This window comes from Streptomyces sp. PsTaAH-137 (genome assembly GCF_003259365.1).
GTDB lineage: Bacteria > Actinomycetota > Actinomycetes > Streptomycetales > Streptomycetaceae > Streptomyces.
The window spans coordinates 72,462-93,889 of the sequence record NZ_QLLY01000005.1 but is presented as its reverse complement, the minus strand read 5'-3'; the positions used below and the strand labels follow the sequence as shown (position 1 = coordinate 93,889).

Below are 21,428 nucleotides of genomic sequence, written 5' to 3'. Positions count from 1 at the left end.
CGTACCCGCGAACGCGGCCCGGCGACGGACCGGACCGCGAGGACGACAGGTCCGAGGAGCGTGCGGAATGACGGAATTCGTGCTGGTACCAGGGCTGTTCACCGGGCCGCACGTGTGGCGGGAGACGGCCGCGCGACTGGAGGCCGAGGGCGCGCGGGCGCACCTCGTGGACCTGCCGGGACGGCGGGCGGGCACCGACGTGGCGGCGGACGTCGCCCTGGTCGTCGAGACCGTCGACGCGATCGACGCGGCCACCGAGGGCGACGGCCCGGAGATCGTGCTCGTCGGCCACGACTACGGCGTGCATCCCGCGGTCGGCGCCGCGGACCGGCGACCGGGACGCGTCGCCAGGATCGTGTACGTGGACACGGCCCCGGTGCGCGACGGCGTACCCGCGCTGGCCGGCCTGCCCGACCAGGAGCTGCGCGAGCGGCTGGCCGCCGCCGGGGACACCGACGGGGTGCTCGACCCGCCCGCGCGGGACGCGTGGCCACGCTGGGGGAGCACCGCCGGCGTGCCCGAAGCGGCCCTCGACCGGCTCGCCGACCTCGCCGCGCCGCAGCCCCTCGGCACCCTGCTGCGGCCGCTCCGGCTGACCGGCGCGGAGCTGCCGCCGACCACCGGAGTGCTGTGCGCGGAGAGCGGCGCGACCCTCGCGACCGTCCGCATGCTGCTGAGCTTCGGCGACCCCATGATGAAGGCCCTGGCCACGACCGGGACCACCTTCTTCGAACTGCCCACCGGACACTGGCCGATGCTGTCCTGCCCCGACCGGCTCGCCGAGGTGCTGCTCGCCGCGGCCGCCGGGGAGGGGGAGAGCCTCGTGGACACCACCGACGCGTGCACGCCGACGGCGGGTTACCTCAAGCCCTTCCTCCTGGACGTCACCGAGCGGCCCCGCGAGCGGCGCGGCAGCATCGACCTGTACGTCCCCGAAGGCGCCGGGGAGACGCCGCGGCCCGCGATCGTGTTCGTGCACGGCGGGCCGGTGCCCGAGGGCGCGGAGCCGACGCCGCGCGACTGGCCGACCCTCGTCGGGTACGCCCGCTACGCCGCCGACGAGGGAGTGGTCGGCGTGACGCTCGACCACCGGCTGCACGCGGTGACCGCCTATCCGACGGCAGCGGCGGACCTGGAGGCCGCGGTCGCCGAGGTGCGGGCTGATCCGCGGGTGGACGCGGACCGGATCGCCCTGTGGTTCCTCTCGGGCAGCGGCCCGCTGACCGCGCCCTGGCTCGGTGCGCGACCGCCGTGGCTGCGCTGCCTGGCCGCCAACTACCCGATCATGGCTCCGCTGCCGGGCTGGGGCGTGAACGACGCCCGGTTCCGGCCGGCCGAGGTGGTGGCGCGGGGCGGCACACCGCCGTTCGTCCTCGTCCGGGCCGGCCGGGAGACGTCCGCGATCGCCGCGACCGTCGCCGAGTTCCTCGCGGCGGCCGAGGAGGGCGGCGCGCCGGTCGAGGTCGTCGACGTACCGGACGCGCCGCACGGATTCGAGGGGCTCGACCACTCCGACAGCGCCCGGGACGCGGTGCGGGAGGCGATGCGGCGCGTCCTCGGGCGGCTCACCGCGCCGCACTAAAGGGTGTTGCAGAAGGCTCAGGCCGCAACACCCCGCCCATACAGACAAAATGCCCCGCCCTGAGCCTTCTGCAACACCCTTTAGGGTGCGGGCATGGATCAGCACGCACTGCGCGCCGCCGTCGACGAGGCGTTCGCCGACACCGGCGCCGGCACCCCCGCCTGGGCCGACCCGCATCCCGGCCGGGCCCCGCTCGACGAGGAGTACTCGCGCTGCCTCGACCCCGGCAAGTACCGCATCCTCGCCGCCCGCGCCGACGCCTGGACGCGGGTGCTGTGCGGGCTCGGCCTGGCGACGGCGGAACCGGTCGGCGACCCGGCGGGGCTGTGGCGGCGCACCCCCGAGCTGCCGATGAGCGAGTCCGTCCTGCTGCGGCCGGTCCGGGCGGACGCCGTTCCCCTGGTCTTCGGCTTCGGCGCCGTCGACGACGTGCCGCGCACCGTGGTCGCGGTCGGGGCGGGTGCGCCCGCGGTGCCGGTGGAGCAGGTCCCGGACTGCGGCTGCGACGCGTGCGACGACGGCTCGGAAGGCATCCTCGAACTGCTCGACGACGCGGTCGTCGCCGTGGTCACCGGCACCTTCGCGCACATCGACGCCGGACCGGGCCAGGTGATCGTCGACACCGGCGAACGTCGGTCGGCCGGCAACTGGCCCGCGTTCGCCGAGTCGCCCGAGGCGGCCCTGGACGCGGCCCGGGCCGGACGCTCGCCCCACCAGGTGGTGAGCGGACCGGCGTGGGGCTGAGGCGACCTCAGCAGACGCCCGGCTCCTCGGGAGGGCCGTCCCCGGCCAGCAGGATGGCGGCCGTCCCGGTCAGCCGCAGGACGCGAAGGACCGGCCGCGTGACGGACACGATCCGCAGACTGCCGCCGGCGCGCGCGGCGTTCCGGTGGTTGCGGACCAGGAGGTTCACCCCGGTCGAGTCGGTGAACGGCACCTCGGCCAGATCGAGTTCGCAGCAGCGCGCGTGGAACGGCGTCAGCGCCCGGTCGAGCCGGGGGCCGGTGCGTAAGTCGAGTTCGCCGCGGACGCGGAACAGTACGGTGTCGCCCGTGTCGACGACATCGATCACGAGCGACGGCGGAGTGGTCGCGTTCACCTCGGCGCCCCCTGGTGTCCGTGGGAGCAGTGAGGGAACTGCCCCCGGCATGTTCTTTTCGGCACGTCCCATAGAAGCACCGGTGGGCCCGACTGCCGCCCCGCGGGACACAGTTCGGGCCCATGACATGCCAACGACCCGTACGGGCGATCGGTCACGCCGAATCTGTTCGACTCCGGTGTCGGGCAGGTCAGTCCTGTGCGCCGTAGGCGGCGGCGATCTCCTGCGAGCCGGCCCAGCGGCTGTACGTCGGCCCCTGGGGCCACCCGTCGGGAGAGTCCTGCCAGACCTCCTGACGCCCGTACGGCAGGACGTCCACCAGCGGGAACAGATGGCTGAGCTGCTCGGTGCCGCGGCCGTCCGTGTGCCAGGTCCGGTACACGGTGTCGCCGTCGCGCAGGAACACGTTCACCGCGAAGCCGCCGTTCGGCGGGGCGCCCACGTCGGCGCCGAAGGAGCTGTCGGCGGTGGAGTACCAGTCCATCCTGTTCCCGACCTTGCGCCGATACGCGAGCGCCTCGTCGATCGGGCCCTGCGTGACGATCACGAAGCGGGCGTCGAACTTCTCCAGGCCGAGGAGCCGGGTGAACTGGGAGGTGAACCCGGTGCAGCCGCCGCACTGCCACTCGGCGCCCTCGTGCCACATGTGGTTGTAGACGATGAGCTGCGGATGCTCGCCGAAGATCTCGGCGAGCCGCACCGGACCGTCCGCGCCCTCCAGGACGTAGTCCGGCATCTCGACCATCGGCAGCCGGCGGCGCTGCGCGGCGATCGCGTCGAGTTCGCGGGTGGCCGCCTTCTCCCGCACCCGCAGCGCCGCCAGCTCCTTCTCCCAGGTGGCGGCGTCGACGACGGGCGGCAGGGCGTGCTCGGTACTGGACATGGTGCCTCCGGGCGTGAGCGGAACTGTCTACCGGTGATGACTCCAGGACACCCCGGAACTCATCGGTGCGCAGGTCGGAGGCTGCCGGACCCGTGCGCTACGGGGTGTGGCCGGCCGGGACCCCCAGGGCGTACGTCTGGATCGCGGTGGCGGCGGCGCCGCGTGCCCAGTCGGTGAAGTCCGTGCGCCGGACGACGACGTCGAGCGGGCTCGCGTGCGGGCTGCGGTCTCGGCGCAGTGCAGCGTCGAAATGCGGGCGGCCGACGTCGGCGAGGCGGATGCCGTCGCCGCTGAGGACGATCCGGTCGGTCAGCGTCATGTTCCCGACGGCCGCGGTGAGCCGGCCGAGTGCCGCCGCCGCGTCGCCGACCGCGCGGGCCGCGACCGGGTCGCCCGCCGCGGCGAGATCGAGGCACGTGTCGTAGTCGACGTCGCGGCCCAGGCCGAGCGAGACCCGGTGACGGATCGCGGGGATCGTCAGCATGGCCTCGGCGCAGCCCTGATGACCCTCGGGGCAGAGCGGGCCCAGCGGGTCCAGCGGGTGATGGCCGAGCACGCCGATGGAGGCGTCCGGCCCCGACCGCATCCGGCCGTGCGCGACCAGGCCGTAACCGATCCCCTCGCCGACGGTCAGCAGGGCGAAGTCGTCGTACCCCTTGCCCGCGCCGAACCACTGCTCGGCGCGGGTGAGCGACAGCAGGTCGTTGTCGACGACGACCGGGCAGTCCAGGGCCGCCGCGCACGCCGGGCCCAGCGCGACGTCCCGCCAGCCGAGGTAGCGGGCGCTGCTCACCGTCGCGTGCTCCGTCACCCGGCCGCCCAGGCTGACGCCCGCCGCGGTCCACCGGCCGCCGTGCCCCGCTCCGAGTGTCCGCGCCAGCTCCGCCACCGCGGCGACGACGGACCCAGGGTCGCGGTCCGGCAGGGGGCGCCGCCCGTGCGCCAGGATCTCCGCGCGCATCGAGGTGACCACCCCGTAGGCCGTGTCCGCGGTGAGTTTCACCCCGAGGAAGTGGTGCGCGGCCGGCCGGATGTCGAGCGGCCGCGTCGGCCGCCCCGACTCCGGGTCGTGCTCGACCGGCATCTCCACCACCAGGCCGGAGGCGAGCAGCGGTTTCGTCAGCCGGGTCAGACTGCCCGCGGACAGCCGCAGCCGGCGCGCGAGTTCGCTGCGCGGCAACGGGCCGTCGAGCAGCACCGCGAGCGCCACATCACGCTCGGAACCGGTGAGCGGGGACCACGTCATGGGCCGGACTCCTCCCTTCGGCTGCCGTCAACTGGCCGACAGAGAGGCGACCTTAGCCTTTCGCTGCGAAAGCCACCAGAGGGGTTCATGGCGGAAATCCTCGCCGTGGGCCGGGTATTGACCGCCCGAGAGTATCGAGGCAAAACTCAAGAAGCCCGAACCGTACGACTGTCGCCCTCCAACCCCCGGGAGTTCTCCGTGACTGTGTCCGAGCCGGTCCAGCTGCGCGCCGCAGGCGTCGGTCTCGTCCTCGCCACGCCGCAGGGCGCGCCGGACGCCCTGCCGTCCGTCGTCCACTGGGGCGCGGACCTGGGCGACCTCGACGCGGCCGCGCTCACCCACCTGTGCCGGGCCCTCGAACCGGCCCCCGTGCCCAACGACCACGACGAGGTGGTCGCGCCCTCCCTCGCGCGCGAGCACGCCGCCGGCTGGCGCGGCCGGCCTGGGCTGACCGGGCACCGCGACGGCACCGCCTGGTCGCCCTGGTTCCGCCGCACGGGACTCGACGTCGACGACCGAGGGGCCCCGGGCCGGGGCGGCCGGGTCGTGGCCACCGGCGAGGACCCCGACGCCGGTCTCGTCCTGCGGCTCGAACTGGAGCTGACCGCCGAGGGGCTGGTCCGTCAGCGCGCCCGGCTCACCTCCACCGCGCCCGACGGCTTCTTCGTGCTCGACGCGCTCACCCCGACCGTGCCGCTGCCGCCCGTCGCGACCGAGCTGTTCGACCTGGCCGGACGCTGGGGACGCGAACGGGCCCCGCAGCGCATGCCGTTCACCGTCGGCGCGCACAGCAGGGAGAACCGCCGGGGCCGCACCGGACCGGACGCCCCGCTGATCCTCGCCGCGGGCACCCCCGGCTTCGGTTTCCGGCACGGCGAGGTGTGGGCGCTGCACGTCGCCTGGAGCGGCAACCACCGCGCGTACGCCGAACGCCTCTCCACCGGCGACGCGGTACTCGGCGGCGGCGAACTGCTGCTGCCCGGCGAGGTACGGCTCGCGCCCGGCGAGAGCCACACCACGCCCTGGGTGTACGCGGCGTACGGCGCCGACGGCCTCGACGACATCGCCGCCCGCTTCCACACCCACCTGCGCGCCCGGCGGCCCGAACTGCCGCCCCGGCCGGTCGTGATGAACACCTGGGAGGCCGTCTACTTCGACCAGGACCTCGACCGGCTGACCGAACTCGCCCGGGCCGGCGCCGAGGCGGGCGTCGAGCGGTTCGTGCTCGACGACGGGTGGTTCCGGCACCGCAGGCACGACCGTGCAGGGCTCGGCGACTGGTACGTCGACGAAGGCGTCTGGCCCAAGGGGCTCGGCCCGCTGATCTCCACGGTGCACGGACTCGGGATGGAGTTCGGCCTGTGGGTGGAGCCGGAGATGGTCAACCCCGACTCCGACCTGGCCCGCGCCCACCCCGACTGGCTGCTCGCCACCGGCGGCCGCCGGCCCCTCGCCTCCCGCCACCAGCAGGTCCTCGATCTCGCGGTCCCCGGCGCGTACACGTACATCCTCGACCGCCTCGACGCGCTGCTCACCGAGTACGACATCGCGTACCTGAAGTGGGACCACAACCGCGACCTCCTCGACGCCGGGCACGGGCCGCACGGCACCCCTTCGGTGCACGCGCAGACCCACGCCGTCTACCGCCTCCTCGACACGCTCCGCGCCCGCCACCCCCGCGTCGAGATCGAGTCCTGCTCGTCCGGCGGTCTCCGCGTCGACCTCGGCATCCTCGAACGCACCGACCGGGTGTGGGCCAGCGACTGCATCGACCCCCTGGAGCGGCAGCAGATCCAGCGCTGGACGGCCCAGCTGCTGCCGCCGGAACTCGTCGGCGCCCACGTCGGCGCGCCCCGCTCGCACACCACGGGCCGCACGCACGACCTCTCCTTCCGGGCCGGAACCGCCCTGTTCGGCTCCTTCGGCATCGAATGGGACCTCACCACCGCCACCCCCGAGGAGCGCGCGGAACTCGCCCGATGGGTCGCGCTGTACAAGGAACTGCGGCCGCTGCTGCACGGCGGCACCACCGTCCGCGACGACGCCCACGACCCCGCGCTTGCCGTCCACGGAGTCGTCGCCCCCGACCGGCGCGACGCCCTGTTCGCGCTGGTGCAGCTCGACGCGCCGCTGACCTCGGTGCCGAGCACCGTCCGGCTGCCGGGCCTGGCCGACGATCTGACGTACCGGGTGAGCGTGCAGGAGCCCGGCGACACCCCCGCCCTGCGCCAGGGACAGCCGACCCCGTGGACCACCGAACCCCTCGTCCTCGGCGGCGCCGCCCTGGCCCGGGTGGGCGTCCGCGCCCCCGCCCTCCACCCCGAACAACTCCTCCTCGTACGGGTCCAGGCCCGCTGACCGGTCCGATCTGCCTGCATCACGCAACCATCTGCCGTCCTCGCGCGTCCCACAGTGACGGCGTACTGGTCTAAACCATGGGGGCGTGTGGTGCGAGGGCGCAGGTCTGTGTCGGCGCGGTGGATACGAAGACGGGCGGCGTTCCTGAGCGTGCTGCTCGGGGTGGCGGTGGCGCTGTCCGTCGGCGGTGCCGCCGGCTACACGTACTGGCGGCACAGCGACGCCCGTACCGCCGCCCGCTGCGCTCACGCGGGGCGCGAGGCGGTGCGGGCGAACGGCCCGTCCGGCACGGTCCCCTCGGCCGGTCCCGGCACCTTCGCCGCGGCGCACTCCGACGGCCCGCCGGTGGGGGACGGAACCCGGCTGCGGCGCTACCAGGTGCAGGTCGAGGACGGCTCCGGCATCGCGGCCGACGCGGCCGCGCGGGAGATCTCCGGCGTCCTGGGCGACCCCCGGGGCTGGGGCAGCGACGGCGTCGACGCGTTCCAGCTGGTGAGTTCGGGCCCGCGGGACTTCGTCATAAAGATCGCCACACCGCGGACCGTCGACTGCCTCTGCGGCTCGGCGGGCCTGTACACGCACGGCGAGGTCAACTGCAGCGTCGGCCGGACCGTCGTGGTCAATCTGCGCCGCTGGCTGCTCGGTTCACCCGAGTTCGACGGTCCCATCGAGGAGTACCGGGCGCTCATCGTCAACCACGAGGTCGGCCACCGCATCGGCCGCGGCCATGAGACCTGCCCCGGGCCCGGCAGTCCCGCGCCCGTGATGATGCAGCAGATCAAGGGCCTGAAGGGGTGCGTCGCCAACGCCTGGCCCTACGACGCCCACGGCCGCTACCTGGGCGGACCGCCCGTGCCGTAGCGGTACGGCCGTGAAGACACCGTGCCGGGCAGGCATAGATCGCCGGAGGTCCGCGCGTCCATAGGGGAGTCAAGAAACGGGAGGGCCCATGGACCCGCAAGACCACGAGAGATTCCGGGAGTTCGTCGACTCCCGCTGGGGTGCACTGCTCCGGGTGGCGAACCTGCTCACCGGCGGCGACCAGCACGAGGCCGAGGACCTCGTGCAGACCGCCCTGATGAAGGCGCTCGACCGCTGGCGGCACGTGGAGGACCCCGAGCGCTATGTGCGCAAGGTGATGTACCGCCACCAGGTCAGCCGGTGGCGGCTGCGCAGGCCGCACCGCGAGCCGACGTTCGCCGCCCCGCCGGAGGGCCTCGGCGTGGCCGATGGCACCTCCGCCGCCGATCTGCGGATCGCCGTGGGCCAGGCCCTCGCCCGGCTCACCCCGCGCCAGCGCACCGTCCTCGTCCTGCGCTACTTCGAGGACCTGTCCGAGACCGAGGTCGCGAGCACCCTGGGCTGCTCGGTCGGCACCGTCCGCAGCACCACCCACCGGTCCCTGGCCCGACTGCGCGGCCTCGCACCGGAGTTGGCCACCCCCGCAGCAGCGACGATCGCCGTGCCGAACGGCAGCACCCCGAAGGGAGCCCACACATGAGCGCCGACCAGCTGGACCGCGCGATCCGGGACGTACTGCACGGCTTGACCCCCGACAACCCGGCCGCTCCCGCGGGCATCGCCGACCGCATCGTGCGCCGCAGACAGCGCAGGAACATCACGAGGGCGGCCGGCGCCGCCCTCGCCATCGCGGCCGTCACGGTCTCGGCCGTGCTCGTCACCGGCGGGGACACCCACCGGGGGACCCAGCCGCCCGCCTCCGGCACGAGCACCACCAGCAAGCTGCTCTGGCGGACCACGCTCCCCGGCGGCACCGACTGGCGGGCCTGCACCACCGGCCCGGCCACCGTCTACTGCCAGGGCGCCCGGTACGACGCCCTCGCCGTGGACGCCCGTACCGGAAAGATCACCTGGAAGACGCGCGCGGCATCGAACGACGGATCCTCGGCGATGGACCTGCCCGGTGTGCGGGACGGCATCTTCTACGGTTACGCCGATCACGCCCCCGGTACATCGGCCCCGGGGACCGATGTCGTCGCCCGTGACGTCACGAGCCACCATGTGCTCTGGCGGCACAAGGTGGCCGACGACAGCCGCGACCGGTTCTCCGCCGTGCTGTTCGACGGTGGCGTCCTCGCCAACACCCCCACCTTCAAGAAGGCCGCCGCCCTGGACGACAAGACGGGCCGCACGCTGTGGACGTACGCGTGGAAGCAGGCCGACTGCGATCAGATCGCGGTCGCCGGGGTCCCCTATCTGACGTGCTCGCCGGACAGCGAGAAGGCGCCGCAGCACAGCACCGTCGTCCGGCTCGACCCGGTGACGGGTGAGGCGCGGACGGTCGCGACCGTCAAGGGGCCGACCATGTACGTCGGCACGGACGGCCGGACCGTGCTGCTGGCGGGGAAGCCCGGAGGCGGCGGCTCGGGTCCTGTCACCGTGACTCGCGTCGACACCCGGTCGGGCGTCGTCACGCGGCACAAGGCCGCCCGCTACCCGGGGAGCGTGATCGCCGACGGCATCACCCTGGGGAGCAGGTACGGCGAGGGCGTCGCGAGCACGGCCGCCGACGGCCGCAACCTGTGGACACGCGATCTCGGCCTGACCCTGCGCAAGGATCCGCGCCTGTTCGACCAGCGGGAAGCGCCCTCCGACCCCGCGGTCGACCTCAAGGCGCGGGTGGCGTACTACCTCGACCCGTCCGGGAACCTCGTGGGCCTCGACCTGGACAGCGGATCGGTGCGCTGGCGCGGCCGCGTGCAGTTGCCGGAGACGGAGGTCAGCAGCGGGGTCGCGCCCGAGCTGATCCTGTACGGCCACAGCCTCGTGGGGCAGATCGGCGACCACCTGTTCCGGATCGAGCCCCGGCCGGGCTCCTGATCGGTCGAGGGGGCGGGCAAGGGGTGGATGGTCTTGGCACCGGAGAGGCTTTAGCTTAATCTGAACGAAAGTCCTCGCCGCAAAAGGGGCCTTGGCGCCGTAATTTCGAACAAGATGAGCGTTTGCCCGCCGTCGAGGCCCTGAGCGCCCGGCCATCCCACCCTGACTCACGATCGGAAAGACCAGTCATGTCCACACCCCAGTTGTCGCTCCAGCTGTACTCGGTGCGCGAGGCCCTCACGGTCGACGAGGACGGCACGCTCGGCCGTCTCGCGGCGACCGGACTGCGCAACGTCGAGGTGTTCGACTTCGTGAACCGGCCGCAGGAGCTCGCCGACGCGCTCGGCAGGCACGGCCTGAGCGCCCGCACCGGGCACGCCGGCATCGCCGCGGTCGGCCAGGAGCGGGACGCGCTGGAGCGGACCTTCGCCGCGGCCCGGACCCTCGGCCTGGAGACCGTCTACGAGCCGATGGTGCACGCCGACCGCTGGGCGGACGCGGAGCGGATCGACGAGACCGCGAAGCTGCTCAACGACGCCGCGGCGATCGCCGCCGACCACGGTCTGCGCGTCGGGTACCACAACCACTCCCAGGAGTTCACCCCCAGCGTCGACGGGCTGAGCGCCTACGAGTGGTTCGTGTCGCGCCTCGACGACACGGTGGACCTGGAACTGGACGTGTACTGGGCCTCGGCGGGCGGCAACGACGCGGTCGCGCTCCTCGGCCGGCTCGGCGACCGGGTCACCGCCCTGCACATCAAGGACGGCGCCGTCATCGACGACCCGTTCACCACGGGCGACCCGTTCGACATCGCGCAGACCCGGCAGGTATCCGCGGGACAGGGCGAGATCCCGGTCGACGCGGCGCTTGCCGCAGCCCCGAACGCGGCCTACGCGATCGTCGAGTTCGACGCGTACGCCGGTGACATCTTCGAGGGCATCGCCGGATCGGTCGCCCACCTCCGCGAGAAGGGGATCGTCTGATGGCGGCCGCCACGCCCCGCTCGGGCCCGGTCGGCGTCGGCATCATCGGCGCGGGCAACATCAGCGAGCAGTACCTCACCACCCTGACGCGGATCCCCGACGTCGACGTGGTCATCGTCGGTGACCTGATGGCCGACCGCGCCGAGGAGCAGGCCCGCAAGCACGGCGTCACGGCCTGGGGCACGGCGGAGGACGTCCTCGCCCACGACGGCGTCGAGATCGTCGTCAACCTCACCGTCCCCGCCGTGCACGCCGAGGTCAGCTCGGCGATCGTCGCCGCGGGCAAGCACGTGTGGTCCGAGAAGCCGATCGCCGTCGACCTGGCCTCCGCCCGCGCCCTGCTCGACCAGGCAGACGCGGCCGGACTGCGCGTCGGCGTCGCCCCGGACACCGCGCTCGGCCCGGGCGCCCAGACGGCGCGACGCGCCATCGAGCGCGGCGACATCGGCTCCGCCCTGTCGGCGTACACGATGTTCCAGACGCCGGGCCCCGACGCCTGGCACCCGAGCCCGGAGTTCCTCTTCGCCACCGGCGCCGGGCCGCTGTTCGACATGGGGCCCTACTACTTCACGACGCTGATCACCCTGTTCGGGTCCGTGACGCGGGTCTCCGCCGTGGCCTCCACCGGCCGCAAGGTCCGCACGATCCGGACCGGACCCCGCGCGGGCACCGAGTTCCCGGTCGAGGTCCCGACGCATGTCGCCGCCCTCGCCACCTTCGAGAGCGGGGCGGTCGCCCAGAGCGTCTTCAGCTTCGACTCGGCCCTCGTCCGCGCCGGCGTCGTGGAGATCAACGGCACCGAGGGCGCCCTCGTCGTGCCCGACCCCAACCGGTTCACCGGGGACGTGCGGATCACCCGCGGCACCGACGACGACGGCGCGCCCACGTGGGAGCCGGTCGAGCCGGTCGGCCTCGGCGAGGGCCGCGGACTCGGCGTGCTCGACATGGCCCGGTCCATCCGGTCCGGTACGCCGCACATCGCGACCGGCGACCTCGGCTTCCACGTCCTCGAGGTGCTCGTCGCCATCGACCGGGCCGCCGCCACCGGGGAGACCCAGCTCATCGAGAGCCGGGCCGGAGAGGTCAGGGCGGTGCCGCTGGACCGGGACCCGTTCGCGGCCACGCTCTGACCTGTCGTACGCCCGGCGGGTCAGCCGAGCAGCGTTCCGAGGGCGCGCCGGAGCACGGTGCGGTGCGACTCGGACGCGTACGAACGGCCGTCGTGGCCGAGCGCGTCGTACACGGTGAGGCCACCGCCGGGGCGGGTGTGCACCCACAGCAACGGGTGCCGCCCGCCCTCGTGTTCGTGCGCGAGCAGCACCCGCACGCGCGGGTCGTGGCGCAGGTGGGTGTAGCGCTCGTCGTCCAGCTCGAAGTCGTCGACGTCCGCGGTCACGGGGTGCCCGGCGTCGGTGACCAGGACGTGCGCGCGGCCGTACGGCGGATGCATCGTCGTGCCGCGCACCCAGGTGCCGCCGAGGCCCGACTCCCAGACCTCGTCGTCAGGGAAGCAGGTCGCCGAGGAGTGCACGGCCAGGACGGGCACCTCGCTCTCCAGCAGCCGGGCGAGTCCGGCGGCGGCCCCGGCGTCGGCGGGAACGGGCGAACCGTCCCGGGGCAGGCCGATGTTGACGACGACGAGGTCCGGCAGCGCCCCGGCGGCGAAGGACGCCAGCGCGGCGTCGATGTCCGTGGCCTGCTCCAGGACGACGCCCGCCTCCCGGGCCACGTCCGTCAGGCCCCGGTTGGTGTCGGCGAAGGGATGCCACGGGTCGGTGTAGCGGCCGACGCCGCCGAGCAGCAGCCCGCGGCGCGGGGCGGTGGGGGCGGGGGATGTGGTCATGCGCTCTTGTCCGTTCCTCCATCGGCGGGTGGCGGGGCCGCGCTCATTGTTCCGGAATCCGGCCGTCCCAGGGGCAGCACGTCGCGAGGTCGACGCTCTGCTCGCCGCCGCCGGGCCAGGAGACGGCGACGACGGTTCCCGAGACGGTCACCGCCGGTGGAGCGGCGGGACCGCTCGTGCGGGTCAGCGTGTGCAGGCTCACCAGGACGGTGTCGCCCGGTGGGACGGTCGCGGTGAGCGCGGGGGCGGCCGCGTACGGGCCCATGGCGTTCGCGTCCTCGTACGTGAACACCTCCGCGGCGTCGTACCCGTACAGCCCGACCACGCGCGCCGTGAGTCCCTGACGGTTCGTCACCGTCGCCTTGGATCGATCTACTTCAGTGGTGGGAGGTGCGTCGTCGGCGACGGCCCAGCCGCCTTCCCGCACGGTGCACCCGCCGGGGGAGCGGACGAGATGGGCGCGGACCTCGTACGCGTCGTGCGGCACCGTCACGGAGGTGATCGCACAGCCCGGCAGGGCCCGGCCGTCGCGCTGGGGCAGGTGCACGGAGGCCGCGACGGTGCCGTCGACGCGCACGGCCCGGAGGGGACCGCGGCGGCTCGCCCGGCCTTCGGCGTCCACGAGCGCCGGATGCGAGTCGACGCCGTCCGCCCACGCGGCGGCGGTGCCCGGAGCGGTGTGCGTGGAGTAGGCCAGTTTGGCGTAGTGCGGGTCGTCGGGGTCGGGCCTCGTCGGCTCGACCGGGAGCTCGCAGTGGTCGCTGCCGTGGTTGGCGAGGCGCAGGATGCCGTCGCGCTGCGTGGTGACCAGCCAGCCCACCGCCGGCCAGGCGTGCGTGCCGAACTCCCACTCGGTGGGCTGGGGTTGCTCCGTCTCCGTCCACACGGGCGCGTCCGGTCCGAGCGCAAGCCCGAGGAAGCCGATCCCGGCGAGGTACGCGGAGCCGAAACCGCTGTACGTCTGGGAGACCGGCTCGTACGGCCGGTACCAGCCGAGGTCGAGCGGCCGGTCGATGCCGACGCCGTGGGACACGAACCGGGCCAGGACACCGGAGGCGAGCCGCCGCGTCGCACCCGGCGCGAGCGGGTTCACCCCGGAGATCTCCGCGCACCACAACGAGGCGAGCGCGGCGGTGCGATAGCTGAGCGAACGCCCCACGTGCAGCATCGAGCCGTCGGGGGCGACCATGCGCGCGAACGATGTGACGAACGCGCCGAGACGTTCCAGATGACGGCTCCCCTCGGGGCTGTCCGTGCGGTCCGTCATCCGGTACCAGGCCCACAGATACGGGTGGATGGCCCAGGCGTTGTAGTAGTCGATCGCGTGCTCGGGGCCGTCGGTGTACCAGCCCTGCTCCAGGTACCAGGACTCCACACGGGCCACGTTCCTGGTCCCGATGCAGCCGCTGGTGTCCTCGCCCACCGAGCGCAGGAACGCCTCCGCCATGGCGGGGAACAACTGCCAGTTGTTGTGCCACACCTCCAGACGGGCGTGATGGCGCAGCCAGTCGGCGATTCGGCGCCGCTCCGGCGCGCTGAGCCGGTCCCACAGCCGCTCGCGGCTGATGTGCAGGCCGAACGCGATGTTGGCGGCCTCCACGATGGAGTTGGTGACGCCGCTGACGGGCGCCCGGCAGGTCACGCCGCGCGGCCAGGTCTCCGGCCCCTCGGGATCGGTGCCGGCCAGCAGGGCGCGGGCGTACCGTTCGGCGAGCGGCTCGGCGATCGCCGGTTCGGCGCCCGCGATCAGCGGGGCGGCCAGCAGGAAGGACCGGCCGACGGTCTCCATGCCCTCGCGCCGCACACCGTCGGCGGTGACCCGGCCGGGCAGCCGGGGCAGGGCGCCGCCCGGGCTGTCGTGGCGGCGGACGTGGTCGAGCCAGCGCAGCCCGGTCGCCTCCCAGTGGGCGCGGGTCCAGCCGGTGAGGGGTGAACGGTCCCGGTCGTCGGGCGGCGGCTCGAACGGGGGCAGGGCGTCGGTCATGTGCTCTCTTCCTGGTGCGCGCGGTGCGGTGCGTCGTGCGGAGTGACGGTCCCGGTGTGCGGGTCGACGCTCCAGCGGTCGTGCCAGTCGAGCCGGGCCCGGCCGCCGCCGATGCGCAGCGGCAGCCAGACGGGCGGCGATTGGGCCAGCCGGTCGGGCAGCCAGCGGTCGCCCACGTAGACGTGACTGGTCGCCTCGGTGCCGTGGACGGTCACGACCGTGCTGATCTGCGAGTCGTACGTCGCCGAACCCTCGGGCGCGAACAGCCGCCACGGCGACCAGGGGCCGGTCAGGGAGGGCGCGGTCGCGTACCGGTTGTCGTTGGTCGCCCAGCCGGTGAGGTCGGAGCCGAACAGGTAGTACAGGCCGTCAGCATGGACCAGGGCGGGCGACTCGTAGCCGTGCCGGCCGTGCTCGGCGCGCGTGGTGGAGACGAGGGAGTCGACGCCGAGCCAGTCGTCGGTGAGCCGGTAGATGTGCAGCCCGTGGTCGCGGTCCTCCGACAGGAGATGTCCGGCGTCGCCCTCGGCGTACACGCCGATGTCCCGGCTGAGCCGGCCCAGCGGCCGGGTACTGCCGTGGTACGTGTACGGACCCGCCGGGCGATCACTGCTGGCGAAGCCGACGCGGGCGTCCGAGTAGTCCGCCGAGTCGATGTGCAGGTACATGATGAAGCGGCCGCTCCTCGGGTGGCGCAGCACCTTGGGGCGTTCGACGACCCGGCCCGGAGCGAGGTCGCCCGTCCCGGCGGACAGCGCGTCACCCTCGTACCGCCACCTGGCGAGGTCGGGCGAGGAGTAGCAGGCGATCGCGGAGAACGTGCCGCCCGAGCGCTTGTCCTCGCCCCACCCCCAGAACCGGCCACCGGTGTGCAGGACGCCCGCGCCGTGCAGTTGGACGGGCCGGCCGTCCTGGTCGAGGAAGAGCCGGCCGGGATCGATCACCGTCATGCGGCACCGTCCCCGGTCGCGCGCCGGACGCGCAGCGTGTGGCGGCCCCGGGTGGCCGGGGCGCGCTGGACGAGGAGCGTGCGGTGGACGGCGTCGCCCCACGCGCCGCACAGCCTGGCGTCGTCCAGGGCGATCGTCTCCGTACGGATCTCGAACTCCGCCGTGTCGCAGTGCAGTTGTGCCTGACCCACACGCAGTCCGTTCGCCTCCACGACCGGCGGATCGGCGGTCATGAGGACCAGGGTCATCGTGCGGGGCGTGTCGAAGGCCCAGTCGTCGTGGACGAGGACCGTTGACTGTTCGCGGTCCAGTGCGACGACGCGTTCGCAGTGCGTCAGGCCCGCCGCCGGGGGATAGGCGGCGGCGAGGTCCATGCGCAGCCGCGCGGTGGCGCCGCTGTCCTCGAAGACGGTGCCGGTGGCGCGGAACTCCTTGCCGTGCGGCTGCTCCACACCGTCGGGCAGCGGCACGTTGTGCCAGGCGCTGCGCATCGTCCAGATCGTGTAGCGGGTGTGGGCCTGGAAGGTGTCGCGCCGGTACACGCCCACGCCGACGTCGATGAGGACGGGGGCGCCGTCCAGGGAGACGATGACGCCACCCGCGTCGTTGTGGTTGTGGCTGACGTCGTTGTGGCCGCCCTTCGCGGCGACGAACAGGCCGCTCGCGGAGCCCGCCCGCTCGCGCGCGACGGCGACCTCGGTGCCGGGCAGATAGCGCGACGCCGGCATCCCGGGTGCCAAGTCACCGCGCGTCGTCCAGCCGGGATCGCGCAGTTCGGCCAGGGTGCGGCGGAACAGCGGACCCAACTGGCCGTCGAAGCGCAGCGGATGCAGGGAACCCATCCAGCGGGCGTGCGCCGCGGCCGTGGTGTCGCCCACCCGCTCGGCGAAGCGGGCCAGCAGATGCCAGTTGGCGTTCTCCGGCAGCACGGGCGTGCCGTCGGAGTAGTTGACCTGGCTGCCCGGCCCGATCTGCATGTCGACGGGGAAACGCACCATGGCCGCGACCGGCGGCACCGCGAACGCGTCCAGCGCGCCGCCGGTGATCTCGCCGAGCAGGTCGAGTGCCTCGAAGAGCGTCGCACCGGCCCACCACCAGTAGGTGGCGCCCTCGTCGCAGCTGCCGTCGGCGTCGTACCCGGCACGGAAGCGGTCCAGGACCGCGAGCGCCCGGTCCACGGTCGCCTCGAGCCGCGCCCGGTCCGCTTCGACGACCGCGGCGCAGACCAGCACGTTGGAGACGATCCACGGCGCCCAGTTGTTCGGCGGGCCGTCGAGGCCGTGCCAGAAGTACGTCTCCCGCTCCCACGGGTCGAGGACGCGCCGCCGGATCTCGTGGTGGACGCGCCGCCTGATCCCGGGGAACAGCGCGTCGAGCCGGTCGCCCGCGAAGGCGTCGACGGCGGCGAGCAGGGCGCCGGTGGCCGCGTCGGCGAGGTCGAGGATGTCGCGGCCCGGCTCCGGCAGGAAGGGCCGCTCGCCCGACTCGGGCAGGGCGTAGTGCGAGGGCAGGCACCAGGCCGACAGCTCGCACAACCGCCATACGGCGTCGCCCAGTTCGACGGCGTCCTCGTCCCTGTCGTCGGCGGCGAGGAGCAGCGCGGCGGTGGCGGTGTGCCCGAGCAGGGCGTGTTCGCTGTTCTGGTGCGGGATCCGGTCGCCGTCCCGGCTGTAGGCGGCCCAGTCGCTGAGCCGCGGGACGTGTCGGGCGGCGAGATCCCGCCAGGCGGCCCGGGCCGCGGCGAGCTCGGTCCGGTCGCGGCCGGAGAGACGGGCCCAGGCGTCCCGGTCGGCGACGGGCGGCGCCGGTGTCCAGGAGCGGACGCGCAGCGCGGCCCGCGCCTTCGGGGTGAACGACTCGGCGAAGGAGAGCGCCGGTCCGGCGGCGCGCGGGCCGCTCACGACGCCGCGCTCTGCTTGTCGAGCTGCCGGGTGTACTCGTCGCGCGTGGCGTCGCCCACCGACGACTTCCACGAGGAGATCGCGGACTTGACGGCGCCCAGGTCGGCGCGGCCGAGTATGTAGCTGGTGAAGGTGTCGGTGAGGCTGGTCGTCGCCGAGGCGGACCGGGACGCCGTCTCCGAGTAAAGCCCCTGGACGGGATTCTGCACGAGCATGTCCTGCGAGGCGACCTGCCAGGCGTGGGAGCGGCGCAGCTGCTCGTCGATACGGATGGTGCTGGTGAGCACCTGCGGGCCCTCCGCGATGCGGAACAGGGTGGTGGGCTCGACCATGGTGCGGCCCGCCTTGGTGAGTTCGACGTCCCGGCCGTCGCGGCGGAAGTGCACGCCGTCCTGGCCGTTGCGGAGCTTGAAGTACTCCTGGGAGCCGTAGGGGGCGGCCAGGTAGTCGAGGACGGCGAGCTGTTCCTCGATCTTCTTCTTGTCCGCCTTCTTCATGGCGGTGAACCCGAAGCTGGACGGACCCTGGTAGTTGGCGCCCTTGCCGCCGTCGGCGCCGAAGGGCACCACCGCTCCCGTCACGACGCCCTTGGGCAAGGTGATGTCGAGGAGCGAGGAGATGCCGTCCATGTGCATGAGGACGGTGCCGTTGGCCACGTAGGTCTTGGCCCGCGAGTTCTCCAGGCTGGGGGTGTCGGGGTGGTAGTAGCCGGCGCCCCGGAGCTTCTTGATGTAGCTGATCGTGCGCAGCCACTCGTCGGTCTCGTACTTGTTGACGAGCTTGCCGCCCTTCAGCTTCCAGCCGTTGGGGACGCCGAACATCGCGGCGAAGAAGTCGAAGCCCCACTCGACGCTGCCGCCCCCGCCCTGTCCGCAGATCGCGTAGCGGTTGGCTCTCTCGCTGGTGACCTGCTTGCAGAGTTCGGTGAAGTCGGCCTCGTTCTTCGGCGCCGGTTCCTGTCCGGTCAGCTTCTCGATGAGGTCGGGGCGGCAGACCAGGATGCTGCCGAACGGCGGGCGCGGCTCCGGCACCCCGTAGATCCGGCCGTTGACGCGGGCACTGGCCCAGGACGCCTCGGAGAGGTTCGCGAGGTTGGGGTACTTCTTCACCTTGTCGCCGGACAGGTACGCGGAGAGGTCCTGGAACTTCGCCTGAAGCAGCTGCGGTCCGCCCTGCGGCGGGGCGAACGTCAGGAACTGCACCAGGTCCGGCAGATCACCGCCCGCCGTCATCGTCGCGAACTTCGAGGCGTACGAGTCACCGGGCACGAGCTGCATGTCGAACGAGGTGCCGACCTGCCCGGAGATGTACTTCAGGTACGAGTTGTTCGCGGGCGGCGGCGAGTAGTAGGTGACGACGAACGCGGAGAGCCGGCCGCCGGTGCCGGGCTTGCTCGCCACCGAGCGGAACAACTCGCTCTCGGCTGGCGCCCGGTAGTACACCGGCTGCACGGAGGCATTGCCCTTCAGGTCGGGCTTCGGCCCCTTGGTGATGGGCAGGTACGAGGGCAGCGCGGCGATGTCGCCGGAGGCGGCGGCGCCGGCACCCGAGCCGGAGCAGGCGGCGAGCAGCGGGCCGGTGCCGAGCGCGGCGATGCCGAGGGCCGTGCCCTTGAAGAGGTTGCGCCGGCTCAGGGCCGGGGCGGTAGGACGGTTCATCGTGCAGCTCCCTTGGTGAGGGCGGACGGAGAAGGCGTACTGAGGGGGGCTCAGCCCTTGACGGCGCCCGTGAGCACGCCCTTGGTGAGATGGCGCTGGACGAACGGGTAGGCGAGCAGGATCGGCACGACGGCGATCATCACCACGGCCATCTGGATCGACTGGGCGGGCGGCGCGGCGCTGTCCCCGCCGGTGTCGACGAGCGTCGAACCCTGCAACACGTAGGTGCGCAGCACGAGTTGGAGCGGCCACTTCGCGCTGTCGCTCAGATAGATCAGGGCGTTGAAGAAGGCGTTCCAGTAGCTGACCGCGTAGAACAGTCCGACGACGGCGATGACCGCGCGGGACAGCGGAATGCTGATCGTCCACAGCACGCGCCACTCACCGGCGCCGTCGATCTTCGCGCTGTCGATGAGTTCCTGGGGGATGCCCATCATGAATCCGCGGACGACGATCATGTTGAAGACGCTGAACGCGGTGGGCAGGATCAGCGCCCAGTAGTTGTCGAGCAGCCCGAGTTCCTTCACGACCAGGTAGAGCGGGATCAGGCCGGGGGCGAACAGGAACGTGACGAGGACGAACGTCAGCAGCGAGCGCTGGAAGAGGGCGCCGCGGCGGCTCAGCGCATGGGCGGCGAGGACGGTGGCGGACAGGCTGATGGCCGTACCGACGAGCGTGACCAGGGTGGAGACGACGATGGCGCGGGTGACGACGCCGCCCTCGAAGATCTGCGTGTAGGCGTCGAGGCTGAACGAGGTCGGCCACACGAGATAGCCGCCCGCCTCGGTGATGGAGTCGCCGTCGGAGACGCTCGTGGAGAACACGATCAGGAACGGGAACAGGACCAGGGCCAGGGCGAGGACGATCGCGAGCGCCTTGAGGGCGAGGGCGATCGGCTTGGGCTTGCCCTGCCAGGCGGGGCGGAGGACGGTGCTCATGAGCGGGAATACACTCCTTGCTCGCCGAGGCGGTGGGCGGTCTTGTTCGCCGCGAGGATGAGGAGGAATCCGACGGCGCCCTTGATCAGGCCGACGGCGATGCCGATGCTCCAGTTGCCGTCGATGACACCGTGGAAGTAGACGTAGGTGTCGAGGACTTCGGCCGCGTGCGCGCCCACGGCGCTGCGTTGCAGCAGGATCTGCTCGAACCCGACGTTGAGGGCTTCGCCGAGCCGCAGGATCAGCAGCATGATGATGATGGGCCGGATGCCGGGCAGGGTGATGTGCCAGAAGCGCTGCCAGGGGCCCGTGCCGTCGATGGCCGACGCCTCGTAGAGGGAGTCGTCGATCGCGGCGAGCGCGGCGAGGAAGATGATCGCTCCCCAGCCCGCGTCCTTCCACACGACCTGCGCGGTGAGCAGGAGTTTGAACGTGCCGGGGTCGGCCATCACGTTGACCGTGCCGACGTCGAGCTGGCGCAGCGTCTGGTTGAGGATGCCGCCCGAGCCGAGGGACTGCTGGAAGAAGCCGACCACGATGACCCAGGACAGGAAGTGCGGCAGATAGAGCACCGACTGGACGACGGTACGCAGCCAGGGCCAGGTCAGCGAGTGGATCAGCAGCGCCAGCGCGATCGGTATCGGGAAGTACAGCACCAGCTGCAGGAAGGTGATCTCGAACGTGTTGAGCGTCGCCTGCCAGAACGCCGGATCGGCGAACAGCACCCGGAAGTTGTCCAGGCCCACCCAGCGGCTCTGCCCGATCGGGATGTAGGGCTGGTAGTCCATGAACGCGACGACGTTGCCCACCAGCGGCAGATACACGAACAGCAGCAGCAGGACGACGGCGGGCGCCACCATGAGCAGCAGCGGCCGGTCCCGGCGCAGCCGCACCCAGAACGAGGCCTTGAGCGCGGCGGGTCGCCGGCTGCCCGGCGGCCCGCCGCCGTGGGCCACCGTCCCGGTGACGGACCTCGGTTTCTCGATCGTCGTGCCCATGCGGCTCCTTCGCACCCGACAGACATGACTCCGCACACGCACTTCAGCGGCGGAGAAGGAGTGGATCGGACCGACCGCCCGGACCCGTGCTGATCCTGAGTGGGCCTACGATGGCGGTCAAGTGTGAGCAACCATCCGAACATTAATCAAACATCGGGGGTAGT

18 protein-coding genes are annotated in these 21,428 nt (G+C 72.7%); 8 read left to right on the top strand and 10 right to left on the bottom strand.

What is annotated here, in order from left to right; translation table 11 throughout:
• Positions 1-67 precede the first annotated feature (67 nt).
• Both K377_RS12280 and K377_RS12275 read left to right on the top strand, forming a co-directional pair.
• Positions 68-1,582 carry an alpha/beta hydrolase gene (locus tag K377_RS12280; RefSeq protein WP_111663317.1) on the top strand — a complete coding sequence of 505 codons (1,515 nt, stop codon included), beginning with the start codon at positions 68-70 and terminating at the stop codon, positions 1,580-1,582.
• Between the two features lie 93 nt (positions 1,583-1,675).
• A complete protein-coding gene (locus tag K377_RS12275; protein ID WP_111663316.1) occupies positions 1,676-2,326 on the top strand; it encodes a DUF6226 family protein in 651 nt (216 codons plus the stop codon).
• A gap of 7 nt (positions 2,327-2,333) precedes the next feature.
• On the opposite strand, the gene K377_RS12270 is transcribed toward K377_RS12275, so the two are convergent.
• The 3 genes from K377_RS12270 to K377_RS12260 all read right to left on the bottom strand — a co-directional run bounded on the left by K377_RS12270 (position 2,334) and on the right by K377_RS12260 (position 4,810).
• Entirely contained in the window at positions 2,334-2,681 is a 348-nt protein-coding gene (locus K377_RS12270) for an STAS domain-containing protein (protein ID WP_161195177.1), read from the bottom strand.
• 190 nt (positions 2,682-2,871) lie between these two features.
• Positions 2,872-3,564: a DUF899 family protein gene (locus K377_RS12265; RefSeq protein ID WP_111663314.1), complete on the bottom strand. Its 693-nt coding sequence runs from the start codon at positions 3,562-3,564 to the stop codon at positions 2,872-2,874.
• Between the two features lie 97 nt (positions 3,565-3,661).
• Positions 3,662-4,810 (bottom strand): ROK family transcriptional regulator, encoded by a 1,149-nt coding sequence (locus K377_RS12260; RefSeq protein WP_111663313.1) that lies wholly within the window; start codon positions 4,808-4,810, stop codon positions 3,662-3,664.
• 198 nt (positions 4,811-5,008) lie between these two features.
• Here K377_RS12260 and K377_RS12255 point away from each other — a divergent pair, with 198 nt between their 5' ends.
• The 6 genes from K377_RS12255 (at position 5,009) to K377_RS12230 (ending at position 12,122) form a co-directional block, all read left to right on the top strand.
• Complete coding sequence (locus K377_RS12255; RefSeq protein WP_258395022.1) at positions 5,009-7,168, top strand: alpha-galactosidase; 2,160 nt, start codon at positions 5,009-5,011, stop codon at positions 7,166-7,168.
• A gap of 108 nt (positions 7,169-7,276) precedes the next feature.
• Entirely contained in the window at positions 7,277-8,029 is a 753-nt protein-coding gene (locus K377_RS12250) for a DUF3152 domain-containing protein (protein WP_258395021.1), read from the top strand.
• Positions 8,030-8,117: 88 nt separating this feature from the next.
• Entirely contained in the window at positions 8,118-8,669 is a 552-nt protein-coding gene (locus K377_RS12245) for a SigE family RNA polymerase sigma factor (RefSeq protein ID WP_111663310.1), read from the top strand.
• Entirely contained in the window at positions 8,666-10,009 is a 1,344-nt protein-coding gene (locus K377_RS12240; protein ID WP_111663309.1) for a PQQ-binding-like beta-propeller repeat protein, read from the top strand. The genes K377_RS12245 and K377_RS12240 overlap by 4 nt, the downstream gene beginning before the upstream one ends.
• Before the next feature lie 188 nt (positions 10,010-10,197).
• Positions 10,198-10,992 (top strand): sugar phosphate isomerase/epimerase, encoded by a 795-nt coding sequence (locus tag K377_RS12235; protein WP_111663308.1) that lies wholly within the window; start codon positions 10,198-10,200, stop codon positions 10,990-10,992.
• Positions 10,992-12,122: a Gfo/Idh/MocA family protein gene (locus K377_RS12230; RefSeq protein ID WP_111663307.1), complete on the top strand. Its 1,131-nt coding sequence runs from the start codon at positions 10,992-10,994 to the stop codon at positions 12,120-12,122. The genes K377_RS12235 and K377_RS12230 overlap by 1 nt, the downstream gene beginning before the upstream one ends.
• 20 nt (positions 12,123-12,142) lie before the next feature.
• Here K377_RS12230 and K377_RS12225 read toward each other — a convergent pair whose 3' ends face one another.
• The 7 genes from K377_RS12225 to K377_RS12190 are packed head-to-tail and all read right to left on the bottom strand — an operon-like array spanning position 12,143 to position 21,264.
• Positions 12,143-12,835: a ThuA domain-containing protein gene (locus K377_RS12225; RefSeq protein WP_111663306.1), complete on the bottom strand. Its 693-nt coding sequence runs from the start codon at positions 12,833-12,835 to the stop codon at positions 12,143-12,145.
• A 43-nt stretch (positions 12,836-12,878) separates the two neighbouring features.
• Positions 12,879-14,819 carry a DUF2264 domain-containing protein gene (locus tag K377_RS12220; protein ID WP_111663305.1) on the bottom strand — a complete coding sequence of 647 codons (1,941 nt, stop codon included), beginning with the start codon at positions 14,817-14,819 and terminating at the stop codon, positions 12,879-12,881.
• Positions 14,816-15,769, bottom strand: a complete 954-nt coding sequence (locus tag K377_RS12215) for a family 43 glycosylhydrolase (protein ID WP_111663304.1) — start codon at positions 15,767-15,769, stop codon at positions 14,816-14,818. Before K377_RS12215 ends, K377_RS12220 begins: the two co-directional genes overlap by 4 nt.
• Positions 15,766-17,670, bottom strand: a complete 1,905-nt coding sequence (locus tag K377_RS12210; protein ID WP_111663303.1) for a heparinase II/III family protein — start codon at positions 17,668-17,670, stop codon at positions 15,766-15,768. The genes K377_RS12215 and K377_RS12210 overlap by 4 nt, the downstream gene beginning before the upstream one ends.
• Positions 17,667-19,328 carry an extracellular solute-binding protein gene (locus K377_RS12205; RefSeq protein WP_146614718.1) on the bottom strand — a complete coding sequence of 554 codons (1,662 nt, stop codon included), beginning with the start codon at positions 19,326-19,328 and terminating at the stop codon, positions 17,667-17,669. Before K377_RS12205 ends, K377_RS12210 begins: the two co-directional genes overlap by 4 nt.
• A 50-nt stretch (positions 19,329-19,378) precedes the next feature.
• Positions 19,379-20,266 (bottom strand): carbohydrate ABC transporter permease, encoded by an 888-nt coding sequence (locus tag K377_RS12195; protein WP_111663301.1) that lies wholly within the window; start codon positions 20,264-20,266, stop codon positions 19,379-19,381.
• Positions 20,263-21,264 carry an ABC transporter permease subunit gene (locus K377_RS12190; protein ID WP_111663300.1) on the bottom strand — a complete coding sequence of 334 codons (1,002 nt, stop codon included), beginning with the start codon at positions 21,262-21,264 and terminating at the stop codon, positions 20,263-20,265. Before K377_RS12190 ends, K377_RS12195 begins: the two co-directional genes overlap by 4 nt.
• Positions 21,265-21,428 lie beyond the last annotated feature (164 nt).

What these genes read in the sequence shown, in the direction of transcription:
- K377_RS12280 (WP_111663317.1), top strand. Translation starts at nt 68, where the DNA reads ATGACGGAATTCGTGCTGGTACCAGGGCTGTTCACCGGGCCGCACGTG.
- K377_RS12275 (WP_111663316.1), top strand. Translation starts at nt 1,676, where the DNA reads ATGGATCAGCACGCACTGCGCGCCGCCGTCGACGAGGCGTTCGCCGAC.
- K377_RS12265 (WP_111663314.1), bottom strand. Translation starts at nt 3,564, where the DNA reads ATGTCCAGTACCGAGCACGCCCTGCCGCCCGTCGTCGACGCCGCCACC.
- K377_RS12260 (WP_111663313.1), bottom strand. Translation starts at nt 4,810, where the DNA reads ATGACGTGGTCCCCGCTCACCGGTTCCGAGCGTGATGTGGCGCTCGCG.
- K377_RS12245 (WP_111663310.1), top strand. Translation starts at nt 8,118, where the DNA reads ATGGACCCGCAAGACCACGAGAGATTCCGGGAGTTCGTCGACTCCCGC.
- K377_RS12240 (WP_111663309.1), top strand. Translation starts at nt 8,666, where the DNA reads ATGAGCGCCGACCAGCTGGACCGCGCGATCCGGGACGTACTGCACGGC.
- K377_RS12235 (WP_111663308.1), top strand. Translation starts at nt 10,198, where the DNA reads ATGTCCACACCCCAGTTGTCGCTCCAGCTGTACTCGGTGCGCGAGGCC.
- K377_RS12230 (WP_111663307.1), top strand. Translation starts at nt 10,992, where the DNA reads ATGGCGGCCGCCACGCCCCGCTCGGGCCCGGTCGGCGTCGGCATCATC.
- K377_RS12225 (WP_111663306.1), bottom strand. Translation starts at nt 12,835, where the DNA reads ATGACCACATCCCCCGCCCCCACCGCCCCGCGCCGCGGGCTGCTGCTC.
- K377_RS12220 (WP_111663305.1), bottom strand. Translation starts at nt 14,819, where the DNA reads ATGACCGACGCCCTGCCCCCGTTCGAGCCGCCGCCCGACGACCGGGAC.
- K377_RS12215 (WP_111663304.1), bottom strand. Translation starts at nt 15,769, where the DNA reads ATGACGGTGATCGATCCCGGCCGGCTCTTCCTCGACCAGGACGGCCGG.
- K377_RS12205 (WP_146614718.1), bottom strand. Translation starts at nt 19,328, where the DNA reads ATGAACCGTCCTACCGCCCCGGCCCTGAGCCGGCGCAACCTCTTCAAG.
- K377_RS12195 (WP_111663301.1), bottom strand. Translation starts at nt 20,266, where the DNA reads ATGAGCACCGTCCTCCGCCCCGCCTGGCAGGGCAAGCCCAAGCCGATC.
- K377_RS12190 (WP_111663300.1), bottom strand. Translation starts at nt 21,264, where the DNA reads ATGGGCACGACGATCGAGAAACCGAGGTCCGTCACCGGGACGGTGGCC.